At 66.1% G+C, this 14,962-nt stretch carries 13 protein-coding genes and 2 tRNA genes; 8 read left to right on the top strand and 7 right to left on the bottom strand.

What is annotated here, in order from left to right; translation table 11 throughout:
- Window positions 1-210: 210 nt before the first annotated feature.
- The gene (locus IBX22_RS28995; protein ID WP_194818959.1) at window positions 211-1,608 is read left to right on the top strand and encodes a serine hydrolase; all 1,398 of its coding nucleotides are present in this window, start codon (window positions 211-213) and stop codon (window positions 1,606-1,608) included.
- A gap of 48 nt (window positions 1,609-1,656) precedes the next feature.
- On the opposite strand, the gene IBX22_RS28990 is transcribed toward IBX22_RS28995, so the two are convergent.
- Entirely contained in the window at window positions 1,657-3,060 is a 1,404-nt protein-coding gene (locus tag IBX22_RS28990; RefSeq protein WP_194818958.1) for an MFS transporter, read from the bottom strand.
- Between the two features lie 99 nt (window positions 3,061-3,159).
- On the opposite strand from IBX22_RS28990, the gene IBX22_RS28985 reads away from it, so the two are divergent.
- The gene (locus IBX22_RS28985) at window positions 3,160-3,789 is read left to right on the top strand and encodes a PadR family transcriptional regulator (RefSeq protein ID WP_194818957.1); all 630 of its coding nucleotides are present in this window, start codon (window positions 3,160-3,162) and stop codon (window positions 3,787-3,789) included.
- Window positions 3,786-5,816: an NADPH-dependent 2,4-dienoyl-CoA reductase gene (locus tag IBX22_RS28980; protein WP_194818956.1), complete on the top strand. Its 2,031-nt coding sequence runs from the start codon at window positions 3,786-3,788 to the stop codon at window positions 5,814-5,816. Before IBX22_RS28985 ends, IBX22_RS28980 begins: the two co-directional genes overlap by 4 nt.
- Before the next feature lie 47 nt (window positions 5,817-5,863).
- Here IBX22_RS28980 and IBX22_RS37650 read toward each other — a convergent pair whose 3' ends face one another.
- Entirely contained in the window at window positions 5,864-6,490 is a 627-nt protein-coding gene (locus IBX22_RS37650; RefSeq protein ID WP_228539732.1) for a ferredoxin, read from the bottom strand.
- 59 nt (window positions 6,491-6,549) lie between these two features.
- Between IBX22_RS37650 and cmrA the strand changes: the two genes are divergently transcribed.
- A complete protein-coding gene (gene cmrA / locus IBX22_RS28970; RefSeq protein ID WP_194818955.1) occupies window positions 6,550-7,344 on the top strand; it encodes a mycolate reductase in 795 nt (264 codons plus the stop codon).
- Here the strand turns inward: cmrA and IBX22_RS28965 are convergent.
- The 4 genes from IBX22_RS28965 to IBX22_RS28950 all read right to left on the bottom strand — a co-directional run bounded on the left by IBX22_RS28965 (window position 7,341) and on the right by IBX22_RS28950 (window position 11,708).
- Window positions 7,341-8,879 (bottom strand): polyamine aminopropyltransferase, encoded by a 1,539-nt coding sequence (locus tag IBX22_RS28965; protein WP_194818954.1) that lies wholly within the window; start codon window positions 8,877-8,879, stop codon window positions 7,341-7,343. The two genes, cmrA and IBX22_RS28965, sit on opposite strands and share 4 nt — an antisense overlap.
- A complete protein-coding gene (locus tag IBX22_RS28960; protein WP_194818953.1) occupies window positions 8,880-9,311 on the bottom strand; it encodes a DUF350 domain-containing protein in 432 nt (143 codons plus the stop codon).
- A gap of 21 nt (window positions 9,312-9,332) precedes the next feature.
- Complete coding sequence (locus IBX22_RS28955; protein WP_194818952.1) at window positions 9,333-9,866, bottom strand: DUF4247 domain-containing protein; 534 nt, start codon at window positions 9,864-9,866, stop codon at window positions 9,333-9,335.
- A gap of 87 nt (window positions 9,867-9,953) precedes the next feature.
- Entirely contained in the window at window positions 9,954-11,708 is a 1,755-nt protein-coding gene (locus IBX22_RS28950) for a helicase HerA-like domain-containing protein (protein WP_194818951.1), read from the bottom strand.
- A 179-nt stretch (window positions 11,709-11,887) separates the two neighbouring features.
- Between IBX22_RS28950 and orn the strand changes: the two genes are divergently transcribed.
- From orn to IBX22_RS28935, 3 genes are all read left to right on the top strand, one after another.
- Entirely contained in the window at window positions 11,888-12,541 is a 654-nt protein-coding gene (gene orn, locus IBX22_RS28945) for an oligoribonuclease (RefSeq protein ID WP_194818950.1), read from the top strand.
- Window positions 12,542-12,596: 55 nt separating this feature from the next.
- Window positions 12,597-12,669, top strand: a tRNA-His gene (locus IBX22_RS28940).
- 194 nt (window positions 12,670-12,863) lie between these two features.
- A complete protein-coding gene (locus IBX22_RS28935) occupies window positions 12,864-13,139 on the top strand; it encodes a hypothetical protein (protein ID WP_194818949.1) in 276 nt (91 codons plus the stop codon).
- A gap of 96 nt (window positions 13,140-13,235) precedes the next feature.
- On the opposite strand, the gene IBX22_RS28930 is transcribed toward IBX22_RS28935, so the two are convergent.
- Window positions 13,236-14,444 (bottom strand): Ig-like domain-containing protein, encoded by a 1,209-nt coding sequence (locus IBX22_RS28930; RefSeq protein WP_194818948.1) that lies wholly within the window; start codon window positions 14,442-14,444, stop codon window positions 13,236-13,238.
- Window positions 14,445-14,799: 355 nt separating this feature from the next.
- Here IBX22_RS28930 and IBX22_RS28925 point away from each other — a divergent pair.
- Window positions 14,800-14,872, top strand: a tRNA-Lys gene (locus IBX22_RS28925).
- The last annotated feature ends 90 nt before the right edge of the window (window positions 14,873-14,962 follow it).

Here is a 14,962-nt window from a genome sequence, read left to right as displayed (position 1 = left end):
GCCCCTTGCCACCTGAAGCACAGCGCACGACCTGAAATCCTGCGCTGCGCTCAGGATGACAGGAGAGACAAGCCTTTACGTCCTCACCTGGCATTTGCATGCCCACTTGCGCACAGTGTTCGCATGTGCGTACAGTGTTCATCAAGCGGGAACAACGTTCGCAGGAGCGCTTCCCAGCAGAGCAAACACAGCTAGAGAAAGAGGCACAACATGTCGAAGTTTGCGATTACGTACTGGCAGAACCGGCTGGACAAGCTGCGCGCCGCCCACCACGTCCCCGGTGCGGCGCTCGCGGTGGTCATCGACGGCCAGGTCCACGAACTCGCCAGCGGCGTGCTGCACCGCGGCACCGGCGTCGAAGTCACCACCGACTCGGTGTTCCTCTGCGGCTCGATCGCCAAGGTCTACACCGCGACGATGATCATGCAGCTGGTCGACGAGGGCAAGCTGGACCTCGATGCTCCGGTGATCGACGTGCTCCCCGAATTCGCGGTCCCGGATCCGGAGGCCACCAAGACCATCACCACCCGCCAATTGCTGTCGCACACCGCCGGTTTGACCAACGACTTCAACTACGACTCCGGCCGCGGCGACGACTGCCTGGCCAAGTTCGTCGAAGCCGCCCGCGAGGTGCCGCAGGACTGCCCCACCGGCACCACCTTCTCCTACGGCGGCATCGGCTACGTGGTGATGGGCCGCATGATCGAGGTGCTCACCGGCCTGACCTGGGACCAAGCCGTCACCGAACGGCTAGCCGGGCCGCTCGGCCTGGAACGCACCGTGACGCTGCCGGAGCAAGCACTGAAATTCCGCACCGCGATGAGTCACCTCGGCGAGCCCGGGGCCGACCCGGACCCGGCGCCGGAGTGGGATCTGATGCCGCGCTCGGTGGCGCCGGCGGCCCGGATCATCTCCAGCGCAGGTGATATGGCGCGCTTCGCGCAGATGCACCTCGCCGGTGGCATCGCCCAGGACGGCACCCGAGTACTGTGTGCCAGCGGCACCGTCGCGATGCAGCGACGCGAGGTCGACTGCCCCGACAAGTGGACCGTCAGCGGCGACGGCCAAGGCCTGGGCTGGGTGCTCAACAACTGGAACGGCGTCGGCGGCTTCGGCCACGACGGCGCGGCCATCGGACAGTACGGCTATCTGCGCGTCATCCCGTCGGCGAAAATGGCGATCGTGCTGCTCACCAACGGCGGCGGCGCCCGGCAGCTCTACTCCGACCTGTTCCGCGAGCTACTCGCGGAGCTGGCCGAGGTGACCATGCCCGACCCGTTCGCACCCCCGGCGAACCCCCCGGCGATCGACATCACCCCTTATGCGGGCACCTACAAGCGGGCCGGTGTCGTGGTCACCGTCAGCGAGCAGGACGGCAAACCGCACATGCTCTACGAATTCGTCGACTCGATGGCCGGCATGTCCCCGCCGCTGAGCATCGACCTGATCCCCGTCAGCGCCGACCCGGCTTCGAAGGACACGGTCTGGGCGGGAACGGGCGCCGGACCGTCCTTCAGCGAGGGCTATATGCCGGTGATCTTCTCGATGCTGGCCAATGGCGTCCCGTGCGTGATCGTCGGGACCCGCGCCACGCCCAAGGCCGACTGAGTTTCGAAAGCCGTTGCCCCGCCGTTGATCCGGCGGGGTTTCGGCATATCAGCCGACCGCGTCGACGGGCTGGCCGGCCGGCGTCCGATCCGGCGGCGAGACCGCCAGCAGCGCGACCAGCCCGACACCGAGCACCAGCAGCAGCCCGACGATCCCGACCCGTTCCGCGCCCTCCTGGTCGCCGCCGAACACCGCGACGAACACGCCGAAAAGCGTTGGGGCAAGGAAAGATGCGGCACGCCCGGTCGTCGTATAGAGCCCGAAGTACTGGCCCTCGCGTCCCGGCGGCGCCAGCCGGGTCAGGAACGAACGCGCCGAAGCCTGCGCGGGACCGACCGAAATCGTGAGCAACAGCCCGAAGATCCAGAACATCAACGGCCCGGAGACGAACAGCAGCACGGTGCCCCACACCAGCATCGAGGCCAGCGAGATGACGATCACGATCTTCGGGCCGAGCCGGTCGTCGAACCGTCCGGCGATGATCGCGCCCAGTGCCGCAACCACATTCGCGGCGATGCCGAACAGCAGCACGCGCGCGTCGGTGAACCCGTAGACCTGCACCGCGAGTACCGCGCCGAAGGTGAACACACCGGCCAGGCCGTCCCGGAAGATGGCACTGGCGATGAGGAAGCCGACCGTGCGCCGGTCGACGACCCAGAGCTCCTTCAGATCTCGCCACAGCACCTTGTAGGAGGCGAAGAATCCGGCGCGGGCAGCCCCGGGATCCGCTTTGGTGCGCGGCAATTCGGGCACCGCGAACAGCACCGGCAGCGCGAACAATGCGAACCACACAGCCGCCAGCACCGCTACCAGCCGAATGTTCAGCCCGTCCGCGGTCGGCACGCTCAACAGTCCGCGATGGTCGCCGTCACCGGAGATGAAGCCGAGGTAGCAGGCCAGCAGCAGGAAGATGCCGCCGAAATAGCCCATGGCCCAGCCGAATCCGGAGACCCGGCCGACCGTCGCCGGTGTGGAGACCTGCCGCAGCATGGCGTTGTAGGGCACGTTGGACAACTCGAAAGCCGCCGAACCGAGCGCGAGCAACGCCAGGCCCAGCCACAGGTAGCGGTGGTCGTCGCGCACGAAGAACAACGCCGCCATGGCCAGAATGGTGATCCCGGTCAGAACAGCAAGGGAGAGTTTGCGTTTCGCGGAGGCGTCGAACCACTGCCCCGCCACCGGCGCGGTCACCGCGACGACGAACCCGGAGATACCGAGCGCGAAACCCAGCCAGGCGCCGGGTGAAATCCGGCCCGGCAGATCGTCGCCGACCTCTTTCACCAGATACACCGAGAAGACGAAAGTCAGAATCACCGCATGGAACGCGGACGACCCCCAGTCCCACAGCGCCCACGACACCACTTGCTTGCGCCCGGCGGCCTGACCCACCGCCAACGACTGCTTGCCCGCTCGCTCGAAGGGCTCAGGCGCCTCGGCGTTCACCTCCGTCATGGGCCGGAGCTTAATGATTTCCCGGCGCCCTGGCTGGGCAACACTCACGCTCTATGCACCTAGTTGCATAGTACCGGGTGTCACGGCTACCCTGTTCGCATGGCACTCGAGCATGCCCTGCTGGTATCGCTGACCGAGCGCGCCGGCTCCGGATATGAGCTGGCGCGCCGCTTCGACAAGTCCATCGGGTACTTCTGGAGCGCCACCCACCAGCAGATCTACCGGGTGCTCAAGCGCATGGAGGAGTCCGGCTGGGTGGACGGCGAGGCCGTGGCCCAGGACGGCAAGCCCGACAAGAAGGTCTACTCGGTCAACGCCGCCGGCCGTGCCGAACTGGCCCGCTGGATCGCCGAGCCCTCCAGCACCGACCTGCCGCGCAGCGAATTCGGCGTGAAGATCCGCGCCGCCGCGCACGGCGACATCGAGGCCCTCTGCACCGAAGTCGCCCGGCAGCGCGATCAGCACGCGCAGCGCCTCGAGGTATACCGCCTGCTCGAGAAGAAAGACTTCCCCGCGCCGGAGCAGCTTTCCGGCACGCCCCTGCACCAGTACCTCGTCCTGCGCGGAGGCATCCGTGTCGAGGCGGGGTTCGTCGAATGGTGCGACGAGATATTGCAAGCCCTGCGTCCGCGCGCGTCAGCCCCGCGCGCGGGCTTTCCTTACCCACCCCCGCCGACTCCGTCGGCTGCCATCCCCCTCAACGATGGAGAAAGTGGAGCTGAACGATGAGCTCATTCCCCCACCTGTTCGAGCCGCTGGATCTCGGCTTCACCACCCTGCGCAATCGCGTGGTGATGGGCTCGATGCACACCGGCCTGGAAGACCGCGCCTGGGACACCAACCGGCTGGCCGCCTACTTCGCCGAACGCGCCCGCGGCGGCGTCGGCCTGATCATCACCGGCGGTTACGCACCCAACCGCACCGGCTGGCTGCTGCCCTTCGGCGCGAAGCTGACCAACAAGACCGAGGCCTACCGGCACCGCGCCATCACCAAGGCGGTGCACGACGAGGGCGGCAAGATCGCCATCCAGATCCTGCACGCCGGCCGTTATTCCTATATGCCCGGCAGTGTTTCGGCCTCCTCGATCAAGGCGCCGATCAACCCGTTCCGGCCGCGCGCCCTGTCGGCCAAGGGCGTCGAGCAGACCATCGACGATTACGCCCGCTGCGCGAAGCTGGCCCAGTTCGCCGGGTACGACGGCTGCGAAATCATGGGCGGTGAAGGCTATTTCATCAATCAGTTCCTCGCGCCGCGCACCAACAAGCGCACCGACAAGTGGGGCGGTTCGCCGGAGAACCGGCGCCGGATCGCCGTGGAGATCGTGCGCCGCACCCGCGCCGCGGTCGGCCCGGACTTCATCATCGTGTTCCGCCTGTCCATGGCCGAACTCGTGGAAAAGGGCCAGACCTTCGACGAAATCATCGCCCTGGCAAAGGAACTCGAGGCCGCCGGCGCGAACATCCTGAACACCGACATCGGCTGGCACGAAGCCAGGGTGCCCACCATCGTCACCTCGGTGCCGCGCGCGGCGTTCGTCGAGTTCACCGCAAAGATCACCAAGCAGGTGAACATTCCGGTGTGCGCGTCCAACCGCATCAATATGCCGGAGATCGCCGAGGAGATCTTGACTCGTGGTGACGCCCAGCTGATTTCGCTCGCCCGCCCGTTCCTGACCGATCCGGAATGGGTGAACAAGGCCCAGCAGGATCGCGTCGACGAGATCAACACCTGCATCGCCTGCAACCAGGCCTGCCTGGATCACGCCTTCCAGCACAAAACGGTCTCCTGCCTGCTGAACCCGCGGGCCGGCCACGAAACCGAGCTCAAGCTGCTGCCGACCCGGCGCACCAAGCGCGTGGCCGTCGTCGGCGCGGGCCCGGCCGGACTCTCCGCTGCCGTCTCGCTCGCCGAACGGGGCCACCACGTAGACCTTTTCGAGGCCGACGACAAGATCGGCGGCCAGTTCGACATCGCCCGCCGCATCCCCGGCAAAGAAGAGTTCAACGAGTCCATCCGCTACTACACGCGGATGCTGGAAGTCCACGGCGTCACCGTGCACCTGAACAAGCGCGTCACCGCCGAGGAACTGATCACCGCCCGCTACGACGAGGTCATCCTCGCCACCGGCGTGAAGCCGCGCATCCCCAACATCCCCGGCGTCGACCACCCGATGGTGCTCTCCTACGCCGAGCTTGTGCGAGACAGCAAGCCGGTCGGCAAGCGCGTCGCCGTCATCGGCGCCGGCGGCATCGGCTACGACGTCAGCGAATTCCTCACCGTCGAAGGCCATCCCACCCTCAAGCTCGACGAGTGGAAAGAGGAGTGGGGCGTCAACTCCGACGACGAGCAGGTCCCCGGCCAGCTCGCCACCCCCAAGCCCTCCCCCGCCGCCCGCGAAGTCGTTCTACTGCAACGCAAAACCTCCGCCTTCGGCAAGGATCTCGGCAAAACCTCCGGCTGGGTGCACCGCGCCGCCCTCAAAGCCAAGGGCGTCGACCACGTCGGCGGCGTGAACTACGAACGCATCGACGACAACGGCCTGCACATCAGCTTCGGCGAAAAACACGAACGCCCCCAACTGATCCCAGTCGACAACGTCATCATCTGCGCCGGCCAGGAATCCGTCCGCGACCTCGAAGAACCCCTCCGCACCGCCGGCGTCAACCTACACCTCATCGGCGGCGCCGATCTCGCCGCCGAACTGGACGCCAAACGCGCCATCGATCAAGGCACCCGCCTGGCAGCACGGCTCTGAGCCCCTCGGATGTGCCGTATACAACTGCGGCACATCCGCTTACGTGGTCAGAGTGTCGGCAGCGACTCGACGAGACGCGGTTCGCGGCCCTCCAGCAACCAGAACAGGTACCCCCGTAGGCGAGATTCGAGGGGACCCGCCAGATCCTCGGCGTAGCGGACCAGGCCGTAGCGAGCGTCTTCGGTGGGGAATCGCGATGCGGGGCCTGCGATGGGAGTTCCGGCCATGCCCTCCTCGATCCATTGCTGTTCGATGAATTCGCGCACGCGTCCGCGGTCGGTCCACCAGTCGCGGACCGACTCGGGAGTCCAGTATTTGTCGCCGTCCCAGGAGTAACCGCCGTACGGATCCGCCCACGCCGCCCGGAGGATTTTCTCGACCTGCTCGGGCGTCGTCGGCTGGCGATAGACGATCTCGTAGCCATCGCTGTCGTAGACCACGAGATCCGGAGCCTCCATCATGCCGGTGTGGCAGTTGTCGGTCTGACCGCTGAAGAAGGGTCCGGGCACTGTCATCCAGCGCTTCGCCTCCCAGCCGTCCATATCCGGCATGCCGCCGCCGATGCGGAGTGCGGGATCGGTCGGACTCTTCCGCTCTTGCTTCGCCAGCGACCGCCGAGCGGTTGGCAGCGGGTTCCAATAGGCGAGGTCGGCCGGACGAATTTCTGTGCTCACCTGGGCCAGCGTATGGGCGGGCCGGACGGGCGGCGATACACAGCACTAGGCTCCAAGCCGTGAGCTTGCCTTCTCCTACTTCTGAGAACCGTGCCGTTGTTACCGGCGCTTCCTCTGGCATCGGTATGGCCCTTGCCGCTGAACTCGCTTCGCGCGGGTATTCGCTGATCTTGGTGGCGCGGCGGGAGGATTTGCTGACCGCGTTGGCGGAGCGGTTGACGTTGGCGCATGGGATCACCGCTGAGGTGCGGGCGGTGGATCTGTCGGATCGGGAGGCGCGGCGGCCGCTGGTCGAGGAGTTGGCGAAGCGGGATATCGCGATTCTGGTCAACAACGCCGGGGTGGCCACGTTCGGGCCGCTGGCGAAGCTGGATCTGGATTATGAGCGCGCGATCATGGAATTGAATGCGGTGGCGGTGCAGGATCTGTCGCTGGCCGTGCTGCCGAACATGATCAAGCAGCGCAGTGGCGGCATCCTGGTCACCGGGTCGGCGGCGGGCAATATGCCGATCCCGAACAACGCGACCTACGCCGCGTCCAAGGCCTTCACCAACACCTGGACAGAATCGCTGCGCGGGGAGATGAAGGAATACGGTGTGCACGTCACGCTGCTGGCTCCCGGTCCGGTGCGCACCGACAACCCGGATCAGGAAGAGGTCAGCACCAAGATCCCGGAATTCATCTGGGTCACCGCCGAACACACCGCCAAGATCACCATCGACGCGCTCGCCAAGAACAAGATGCGCGTCGTCCCCGGCCTGATCAGCAAGGGGATGAGCTTGGCGGGCCAGTACGGCCCGCGCGCCATCACCTCGGTGGTCGCCGGCGCCGCCTACAAGAAGCTGGGCGGCTAGCGCGTCGACCATTCCTTGCGGTTGTAGTCCAAGATGACCGGATGCAGCAGGCTGGAGACGGTGTCTCCGCTGCTGCGGCGGTCGGGCGGGAAGACGGTCGCGGCAGCGAGGGTCGCGTCGTCGAGTGAGCGCGTGCGGACCTCGCTCGGCAGGCCCAGCCGAGCCGGGGCGTCCCGAGTGGCCAGCACGAATCCCCAGTCGCCGAAGCTGGGAATGTTCAGGTGGTACGGCTGGGTATGCAAACCCGCGGCGCGCACCGTCGCCTCGATACACCAGAACGAATTCGGCGCGTAGAACGGTGAACCGGATTGGATCACCGCCGCGCCGCCGGGTTCCAGTGCGCGGGTGAGCAATCCGTAGAACTCACGCGAATACAGTTTGGCGATCGAGGTCTGGTCGGGGTCCGGGAAGTCCACGACGATCGCGTCGAAGCGACAACCGCAGTCGCGCAGCCACCCGAAGGCATCGGCGTTGACCACGGTGACGCGCGGATCATCGAAGGCCGCGCGATTGAGTTCGGTGAGTGCCGGGAAAGTACGGGCCAGCCGCACCACTGCCGGATCCAGCTCCACCAGCGTCACCCGTTCGACGTCGGGATAGCTGAGAATTTCGCGCAACGCCAGGCCGTCGCCGCCGCCGAGTACGAGCACGTGCCCCCGCCGCTGCGCCAGCGCCGGATGCACCAGCGCCTCGTGATAGCGGTACTCGTCGACCGAGGAGAACTGCAGATCGCCGTTGAGGAACAACCGGGTATCGAGCTCACGCAGCGGCGAGGCCGACTGGGTGACCACGATCTTCTGATACTGCGACTGTTCGCTGTACACAATCGGATTGGCGAACAGCGCCTGCTCGGCCGTGGCCTCGAACCGGTCGGCGTACAGATAACTTCCGCCCAGCGCGGCAGTGACGAGGACCGCCGCCACGGTGAGAAACCCGCGTGCGAGCCCGCCCAACTCCCGCCGAAACAGCGTGAACACCAAGACAAGTCCGGCGACGGCGTTCACCGCGCCGACCACCAGCGCACCCCGCACCTGACCGAACATGGGCAACAGCAGGAACGGAAAAGCCAAGCCGCCCAACAACGCTCCGATGTAGTCGGCCGCGAACAGATCCGCCACCGCCGATCCGGCGGCCTGCCGCCGGATCCGTTGCAGCAACACCATCAGCAGCGGTATCTCCGCGCCCACCAGCAGCCCGATCACGAACGCCACCACGACCAGCGCACCGGTGTAGACCTTCAACCAGGCGAAGGCCGAGTAGAGCACGATCACCGAAAACCCGCCCACCGCGGCCAAAGCCAGTTCGATGGCGGCGAAAGCCGGTGCCGCCCAACGCTGTAGCGGCTTCGCGACGAGCGCACCCACCCCCATCGCGAAGATCATCACGCTGAGCACGATCGACGCCTGCACCGCGGTGTCCCCGATCAGGAAGCTGCCGAGCGTCACCAGCGCCAGCTCGTAGACCAATCCGCAAGCCGCGCAGATGAATACCGTGAGCAACAGCCCGAGCCGGGCCGCGCGCCGGGATAGCGACATCTAGGACAGGCCCGCGGCGACGACCAGCGCCACCGCGATGTGCAGCGCCGCCGACACCCACACCGCCGGATTCCGGCCGGCGCTGTCGTCGACGAGCAACTCACCCAGCTTCCCGGGCGTCAGCAGGTCCAGCAGCACGAACGCGATCGCCATCACGGCCAGGCCGATCAGCCCGTACACGACGCTCGCCGCCAGCGCGCGGCCGATACTCCCCTCGGACGTCCAGATGGCCATGGCCACAATGATTCCCACGCCGAGCACATTGGACGCGGCCAGCAGCGCCGCGTTCGGGTTGCGGTCCACCCAGATCTGGTGCCGCAGATTACCCGGCGTGATCACGTCGACCAGGACGAATCCCAGTGCGATGAGCGCGATTCCGATGGCGCTGTAGGCCAGCGCCGCACCGCCGTCGCGGGCCAGATCGGCGAGCATGTATTTCTCCTAGCTGTTGTGCTACTTGCCAGAGTTGTTGCCGCCGTTGGAACTGGAGGCGGTAGAGGACGAGGGCCAATTCGAATCCGCCAGGCCGCTGCGGTGTCGCCGATACCCGTTGTCGTAGGTATCGAGATCGATCTTCGTGCTGCCGGCGACAGCACTCACCACGACCAGCCACTGGTCGTAGCGCAGATAGACGGTGTTGTCCCGGCCGCGATGCGTCGCAACCGGTTTCACGGCTTTCGAGACGGCCTTCTCGACCTGGTTCACCGCCTTGCCGGTGGTGTACACCTTGCCGCCGAGCCGGTCGTCCAGCTGCGCCGCACGCTGATAGTGCTTGGCGATATAGGGCCCCGGCTCGGTGGGGTTGAGGGCGTTGACCAGCCCGATCACACCGCCGCCCAAGACCAGCAGCGCCACGAGGGCACCGGCGATCCCGCCCCACATCACGCCCATCCGGCCGCGGCGCTTACTCCTGATCGCCAGCCACACCGCGACGATGAAACCGATTGCCGCCAGCGCGAGCACGGCAATCCACAGACCTGCAGACAAAGATCCACCTCCCAGCGCAGCATCATAACGGGAGCAATGCCGCAAATCGCCCACGCGGGAGGTGGATCGGCTATCTCTCGGGGCGAACTAGCGTCGGCGAGTGCCGAAAATGCTGCGGCTGATCTCGCGGCCCGCTGCCGTTGCCGCCGAGCGAAGGAAGCTTTTGACCGCCGGGTTCTTCATGATTCGCTCGGCCGCATTGTCGTCTTCGGCCTGACGCGAGCGGCCCGACGGTGCGGGCGCTTGCGGCGCATCCTGAATCGCCGCCTCCATTTTCTTGGCCAGGAGCTCCGAGGCGGATTCGCGATCGATAGTCTGGCCGTACTTGGCGTACAGCGAGCTGGACAGGGCGCGGGAGCGGATGCCGTCTTCACCGATGGTGTCCATCAGCGAGCGCGGCGGCTGAATCCTGGTCCACGCCACCGGAGTCGGCGCGCCCTTCTCCGACAGCACCGTCACGATCGCCTCACCGGTACCGAGCGAGGTGAGCGCCTTCTCCAGGTCGTACGCGCCGGTCTTGGGGTAGGTGCGGACCGTCTTCGACAGGGCTTTCTGATCGTCGGGGGTGAACGCGCGCAGCGCGTGCTGGATGCGCGCACCCAGTTGGGACAGAACAGCATTCGGGATATCGGTGGGCAACTGGGTGCAGAAGAATACGCCGACGCCCTTCGAGCGAATCAGCTTGACCGTCTGCTGCACCTGATCCAGGAACGCCTTCGAAGCATCGGCGAAGAGCAGGTGCGCCTCGTCGAAGATGAAGATCAGCTTCGGCTTGTCGACATCGCCCACCTCGGGCATCGTCTGGAACAGGTCGGCGAGCACCCACATCAGGAAAGTGGAGAACATCACCGGGCGGGCCGCCTGTGCGCCCAGTTCGAACAGCGTGATCACACCCTGACCGCCGGTGGTCCGGACCAGATCCGCCGGATCCAGTTCCGGCTCACCGAAGAAGGTGTCGCCACCCTCACTCTCGAGGTTCACCAGCGCGCGCAGAATCACACCCGCCGTCTGCGCCGACACCCCGCCGATGCCCTTCAGATCCTCTTTCCCCTCGGGACTCGTCAGGTGCGTGATGACCGCACGCAGATCCTTCAGATCCAGCAGCGCCAGCCCCTGCTGATCCGCCCAGTGGAAGATCAGCCCGAGTGTGGATTCCTGGGTATCGTTGAGCCCCAGCACTTTACTGAGCAGCACCGGCCCGAACGCGGAAATGGTGGCACGAATCGGCACCCCGACCCCGCCGGTGCCCAGCGACACGAACTCGGTCGGGAATCCACCGGGCGACCAATCCCGCGCACCGGTCTCCTCGGCCCGTTTCGCCAGCTTCTCGTTCGACTCCCCCGGCACCGTCAATCCGGACAGGTCGCCCTTGATGTCGGCCATCACGACCGGCACACCGGCCCGCGACAGCTGCTCGGCGATCCCCTGCAACGTCTTCGTCTTACCGGTACCGGTGGCGCCCGCGACGAGACCGTGCCGATTCAACGTGCGCAGCGGAATGCGTACCAGCGCAGTCGGATCCACGTTTCCGTCGATGACCACCGTGCCCAGCTCGAGCGCTTCTCCTTCGAAGGCGTAACCGGCGGCGATCTCCTGCGCGCTCCCAGCCTGCTGCTCGGCAGCCGCCGACGCCTTCGCCGCCGTTTCCTCCGCGCGCGCCATCGTGGTTTCCGCAGCCGCGACCGCGTTCGCGCCGTTCGGATCGCCGGTACTCGCCGCTGCCTGCTGCTCCGCCAACTCACGCTCGGCCGCCTCCGCGGCGGCCTGCGCCTCGGCCGCGACTCGCGCGGCTTCCTCGGCAGCTGCCCGCGCCGCGGCGGCCTTGTCCTGGGGGCTGGTCATCGCACGTCCTCCGTCTGGTCTGACACCGCTAGCGGATTGCTGTCGTACCGAAAACGCTTGCACCGAACTGTGGAGCTGGACTGCCTGCAAACTCTATCCCCGCCGATCATGTTCAGCCCGGGTAAAGCGCGGTGGCGTCGGCAACAACCGGCGGGGCAGTTACTACTAGTGTTGCCGAGGTGTCCGACAAACTAGTGGTGTGGATGGATTGCGAGATGACCGGCCTGCGTCTCGACGGCGACAAGCTGATCGAGGTGGCCGCGCTCGTGACCGACAGCGACCTCAACATTCTCGGTGAGGGCGTGGATATCGTCATCCACGCCGACGACGCGGCGCTCGCGGCGATGCCCCCCGTGGTCGCCGACATGCACGCCAAGTCCGGCCTGACCGACGAGGTGCGCCGCTCCACCGTCACCCTCGAAGAGGCCGAGCAGCAGGTGCTCGCCTACATCCGCGAGTACATCCCGCTGCCGGGAACCGCGCCGCTGGCAGGCAATTCGATCGCCACCGACCGTGGTTTCCTGTCCCGCGACATGCCTGCCCTGGACCAGCACCTGCACTACCGGATGATCGACGTGAGCTCGATCAAGGAGCTGTGCCGCCGCTGGTACCCCCGCATCTATTTCGGCCAGCCGGAGAAGGGCCTGACCCACCGCGCCCTGGCCGACATCAAGGAATCCATCCGCGAACTGGAGTACTACCGCCGCACCGCGTTCGTCGCGGCGCCCGGCCCGTCGAGCACCGAGATCGCCGCCATCGCCGCCGAGGTGAGCGGTGCCGCGCCCCGCCCAGCCGAATCCGCCCAGCTCAACGGTGCCACGGACGTCGATTAGGGCCTAGCGGGGTACACACGCTAATATCTATCGCGCCGGTGATTCACCGGCAATGGTGGCCGTAGTTCAGTTGGTAGAGCACCAGGTTGTGATCCTGGCTGTCGCGGGTTCGAGTCCCGTCGGCCACCCGGAGCAGAAGCCCCGATCCCCACGGATCGGGGCTTCTTCCGTTCCCCAGCAATGCCATTCAACACCGGAATTGTGAAACGGCACTTCTCCTGAATGCCGCCCCGCAGGCAGTGATCAGCCGTACACTGCGATCTTCAGGGGAGGTGGTGTCACGGGGGCACCACCGTACGACCAGAGAGACACCAGTTTCGTGATGCGTTCCGCGGTTATCGCAGCCTTCGTCGGCGCCACCTTGCTCTCCGGGACCGCGACCGCGGCCGCCGATACGAGTGCCGGAACCGGCAGCGCGACAACCGGTTCTTCCGGCGGGTCCTCGGGCGGGGCCACCACCACCGGTTCCGGCGATTCGGGCTCCGGCGCCATCCTGGAACGGGTCCTGTTCGGCGGGCCGCTGATCTGCGCCGCCGTCGGCAGCGCGTTCAACGCCAACCTCACCTGCCCGGGCACCCCTGGCCCCAACATCCCCTAGCGTCCCAGCAGACCACTGATCAGCAGATCAGGCGACAACAAAAAGGCCCCCAGCGCGCACGCTGAGGGCCTTTTCCAGGACTCACAAGGGTCAGGCTCAGCCGACGTCGGCGTTACCGGACTTCCACTCCTGCCACGGGACGTTCCAGTCACCGAGGCCGTCCACCCCGGACAACGTGCCGCCCACGGTGTTCTTGATGATCGTGATGTCGCCGCGCTTGGTGTTCTCGAAGACCCACCGCGCGTTCGCCGGACTCAGATTCAGGCAACCGTGGCTGGCGTTGTAGCTGCCCTGCGCACCCAGCGACCACGGCGCCGAGTGGAAGAAGATGCCGCTGTAGGAGATTCGCGTCGCGTAGTCGACCGGCGTCCGGTAGCCGTCCGGGGAACCCACCGCGACACCGTACGTCGAGGAATCCATGATGAGCTTCTCGTGCCGGTCCGCCACGATGTAGATGCCGTTGTCGGTGGGCGTGCTGTTCTTGCCCATCGAGGTCGGCATCTCCTTGATGATCTGGCCGTTCTTCTCGACCGTGACCATGTGGGTGGAGTCGTCGGCGGTGAAGATCATCGCGTCGCCCACGATGAAGTGCGACGTGAGGTTGTCCTGGCCGTACAGCCGGTTACCGAGATCCTTGCCGTAGACGTTGACATCGATGGTGACCTTGGTGCCCGGCGCCCAGAAATGCTCGGGCCGCCACCGCACCTCGCGGTTGTTCACCCAGTAGAACGCGCCCTCCACCGCGGGCTCCGTCTTGATCGTGATGGCGTCCTGCGCGGCCTTACGGTTCGGGATGTTCTCGTCGAACTGGATCGCCACCGGCTGACCGATACCGACGACCTCGCCCTCACCCGGGATCAGGTACGGCTTGGTCTGGTTGCCGGGCGAGCTGGTGGTGAAGCTCATCGACGCCGAATTCGCGCCACCCAAACCGATCGCGTCGGCCTTGAGCTTGTAGGTCTTGCCGTAGCCGAGCACCTCGGTGGTCTCCCACGTCTGGCCGTCGGCGCCCAGCTTGCCGCTGACCGGCCGGCCCTCGGTGTTGAGCAACTGCACATTGGTGAACTTGCCGTCCTCGACCTTGAAGGTCATCGGCATCGCCGGCGACACCCCCACATCGCCGTTCTTCACCGGCGCGACCAGCTTCGGCTTGATCAGCTCCGTCATCGGGTTCCGGTCGATCGCCACCGCCGATCCCGTGCCGCCCGAAGACGACGAGCATGCCGAAAGACCCAGCGTCGCCACCGCGAGCAAGACCAGAGGTCCACTGAGCATTCGTACTGACCGACCACGACCAAAGCGCATAATCCAACCCCGTTTCAAGTCCCGACGCCGTTCGCCAAGGCGCCGATGGCTTCGGATCCAACCGACTGCACAGCTCAACCCACCGCGCCGGCGGGATCGGTCGAGACCACGTGCCCGTCATTCTGCCAGCCCGACCGGCCCGATCCAACGCGAATACCGCCCCGACACGTCGGGGTCATACGCATTAGATACGCCCGGACCCGCCGAGCGTTAACACCTCTGGGCAGCAACTTGCCCGCACCCGTTGAGGCCTGCCTAAAACGCCGCTCACCAGGCGATTTCACATCTGCCACTTCCTCCTGTTAATGTTTGTCCCGCACCGGAACGGAGCGCCTAGCGCACCGGGCCAGAGCATGCGCCATTAGCTCAATTGGCAGAGCAGCTGACTCTTAATCAGCGGGTTCGGGGTTCGAGTCCCTGATGGCGCACCGATCGTCTGTCGGTGCCGGAATTTTCCGGTAGCTGGCAGGCGTAAGCCTGTCTCCATGCGGTTCGGTCATGCCCGCATAGTAGCCGAA

It is taken from the genome of Nocardia sp. XZ_19_385 (assembly GCF_015355755.1).
GTDB lineage: Bacteria > Actinomycetota > Actinomycetes > Mycobacteriales > Mycobacteriaceae > Nocardia.
The sequence above is the reverse complement of the archived record's forward strand: the minus strand, read 5'-3'. Positions and strand labels throughout refer to the sequence as shown.

Bases quoted from the DNA above. Each gene is read 5' to 3' on its own strand.
- IBX22_RS28995 (WP_194818959.1), top strand. From the start codon at position 211: ATGTCGAAGTTTGCGATTACGTACTGGCAGAACCGGCTGGACAAGCTG.
- IBX22_RS28990 (WP_194818958.1), bottom strand. From the start codon at position 3,060: ATGACGGAGGTGAACGCCGAGGCGCCTGAGCCCTTCGAGCGAGCGGGC.
- IBX22_RS28985 (WP_194818957.1), top strand. From the start codon at position 3,160: ATGGCACTCGAGCATGCCCTGCTGGTATCGCTGACCGAGCGCGCCGGC.
- IBX22_RS28980 (WP_194818956.1), top strand. From the start codon at position 3,786: ATGAGCTCATTCCCCCACCTGTTCGAGCCGCTGGATCTCGGCTTCACC.
- IBX22_RS28965 (WP_194818954.1), bottom strand. From the start codon at position 8,879: ATGTCGCTATCCCGGCGCGCGGCCCGGCTCGGGCTGTTGCTCACGGTA.
- IBX22_RS28960 (WP_194818953.1), bottom strand. From the start codon at position 9,311: ATGCTCGCCGATCTGGCCCGCGACGGCGGTGCGGCGCTGGCCTACAGC.
- IBX22_RS28950 (WP_194818951.1), bottom strand. From the start codon at position 11,708: ATGACCAGCCCCCAGGACAAGGCCGCCGCGGCGCGGGCAGCTGCCGAG.
- IBX22_RS28935 (WP_194818949.1), top strand. From the start codon at position 12,864: ATGCGTTCCGCGGTTATCGCAGCCTTCGTCGGCGCCACCTTGCTCTCC.
- IBX22_RS28930 (WP_194818948.1), bottom strand. From the start codon at position 14,444: ATGCGCTTTGGTCGTGGTCGGTCAGTACGAATGCTCAGTGGACCTCTG.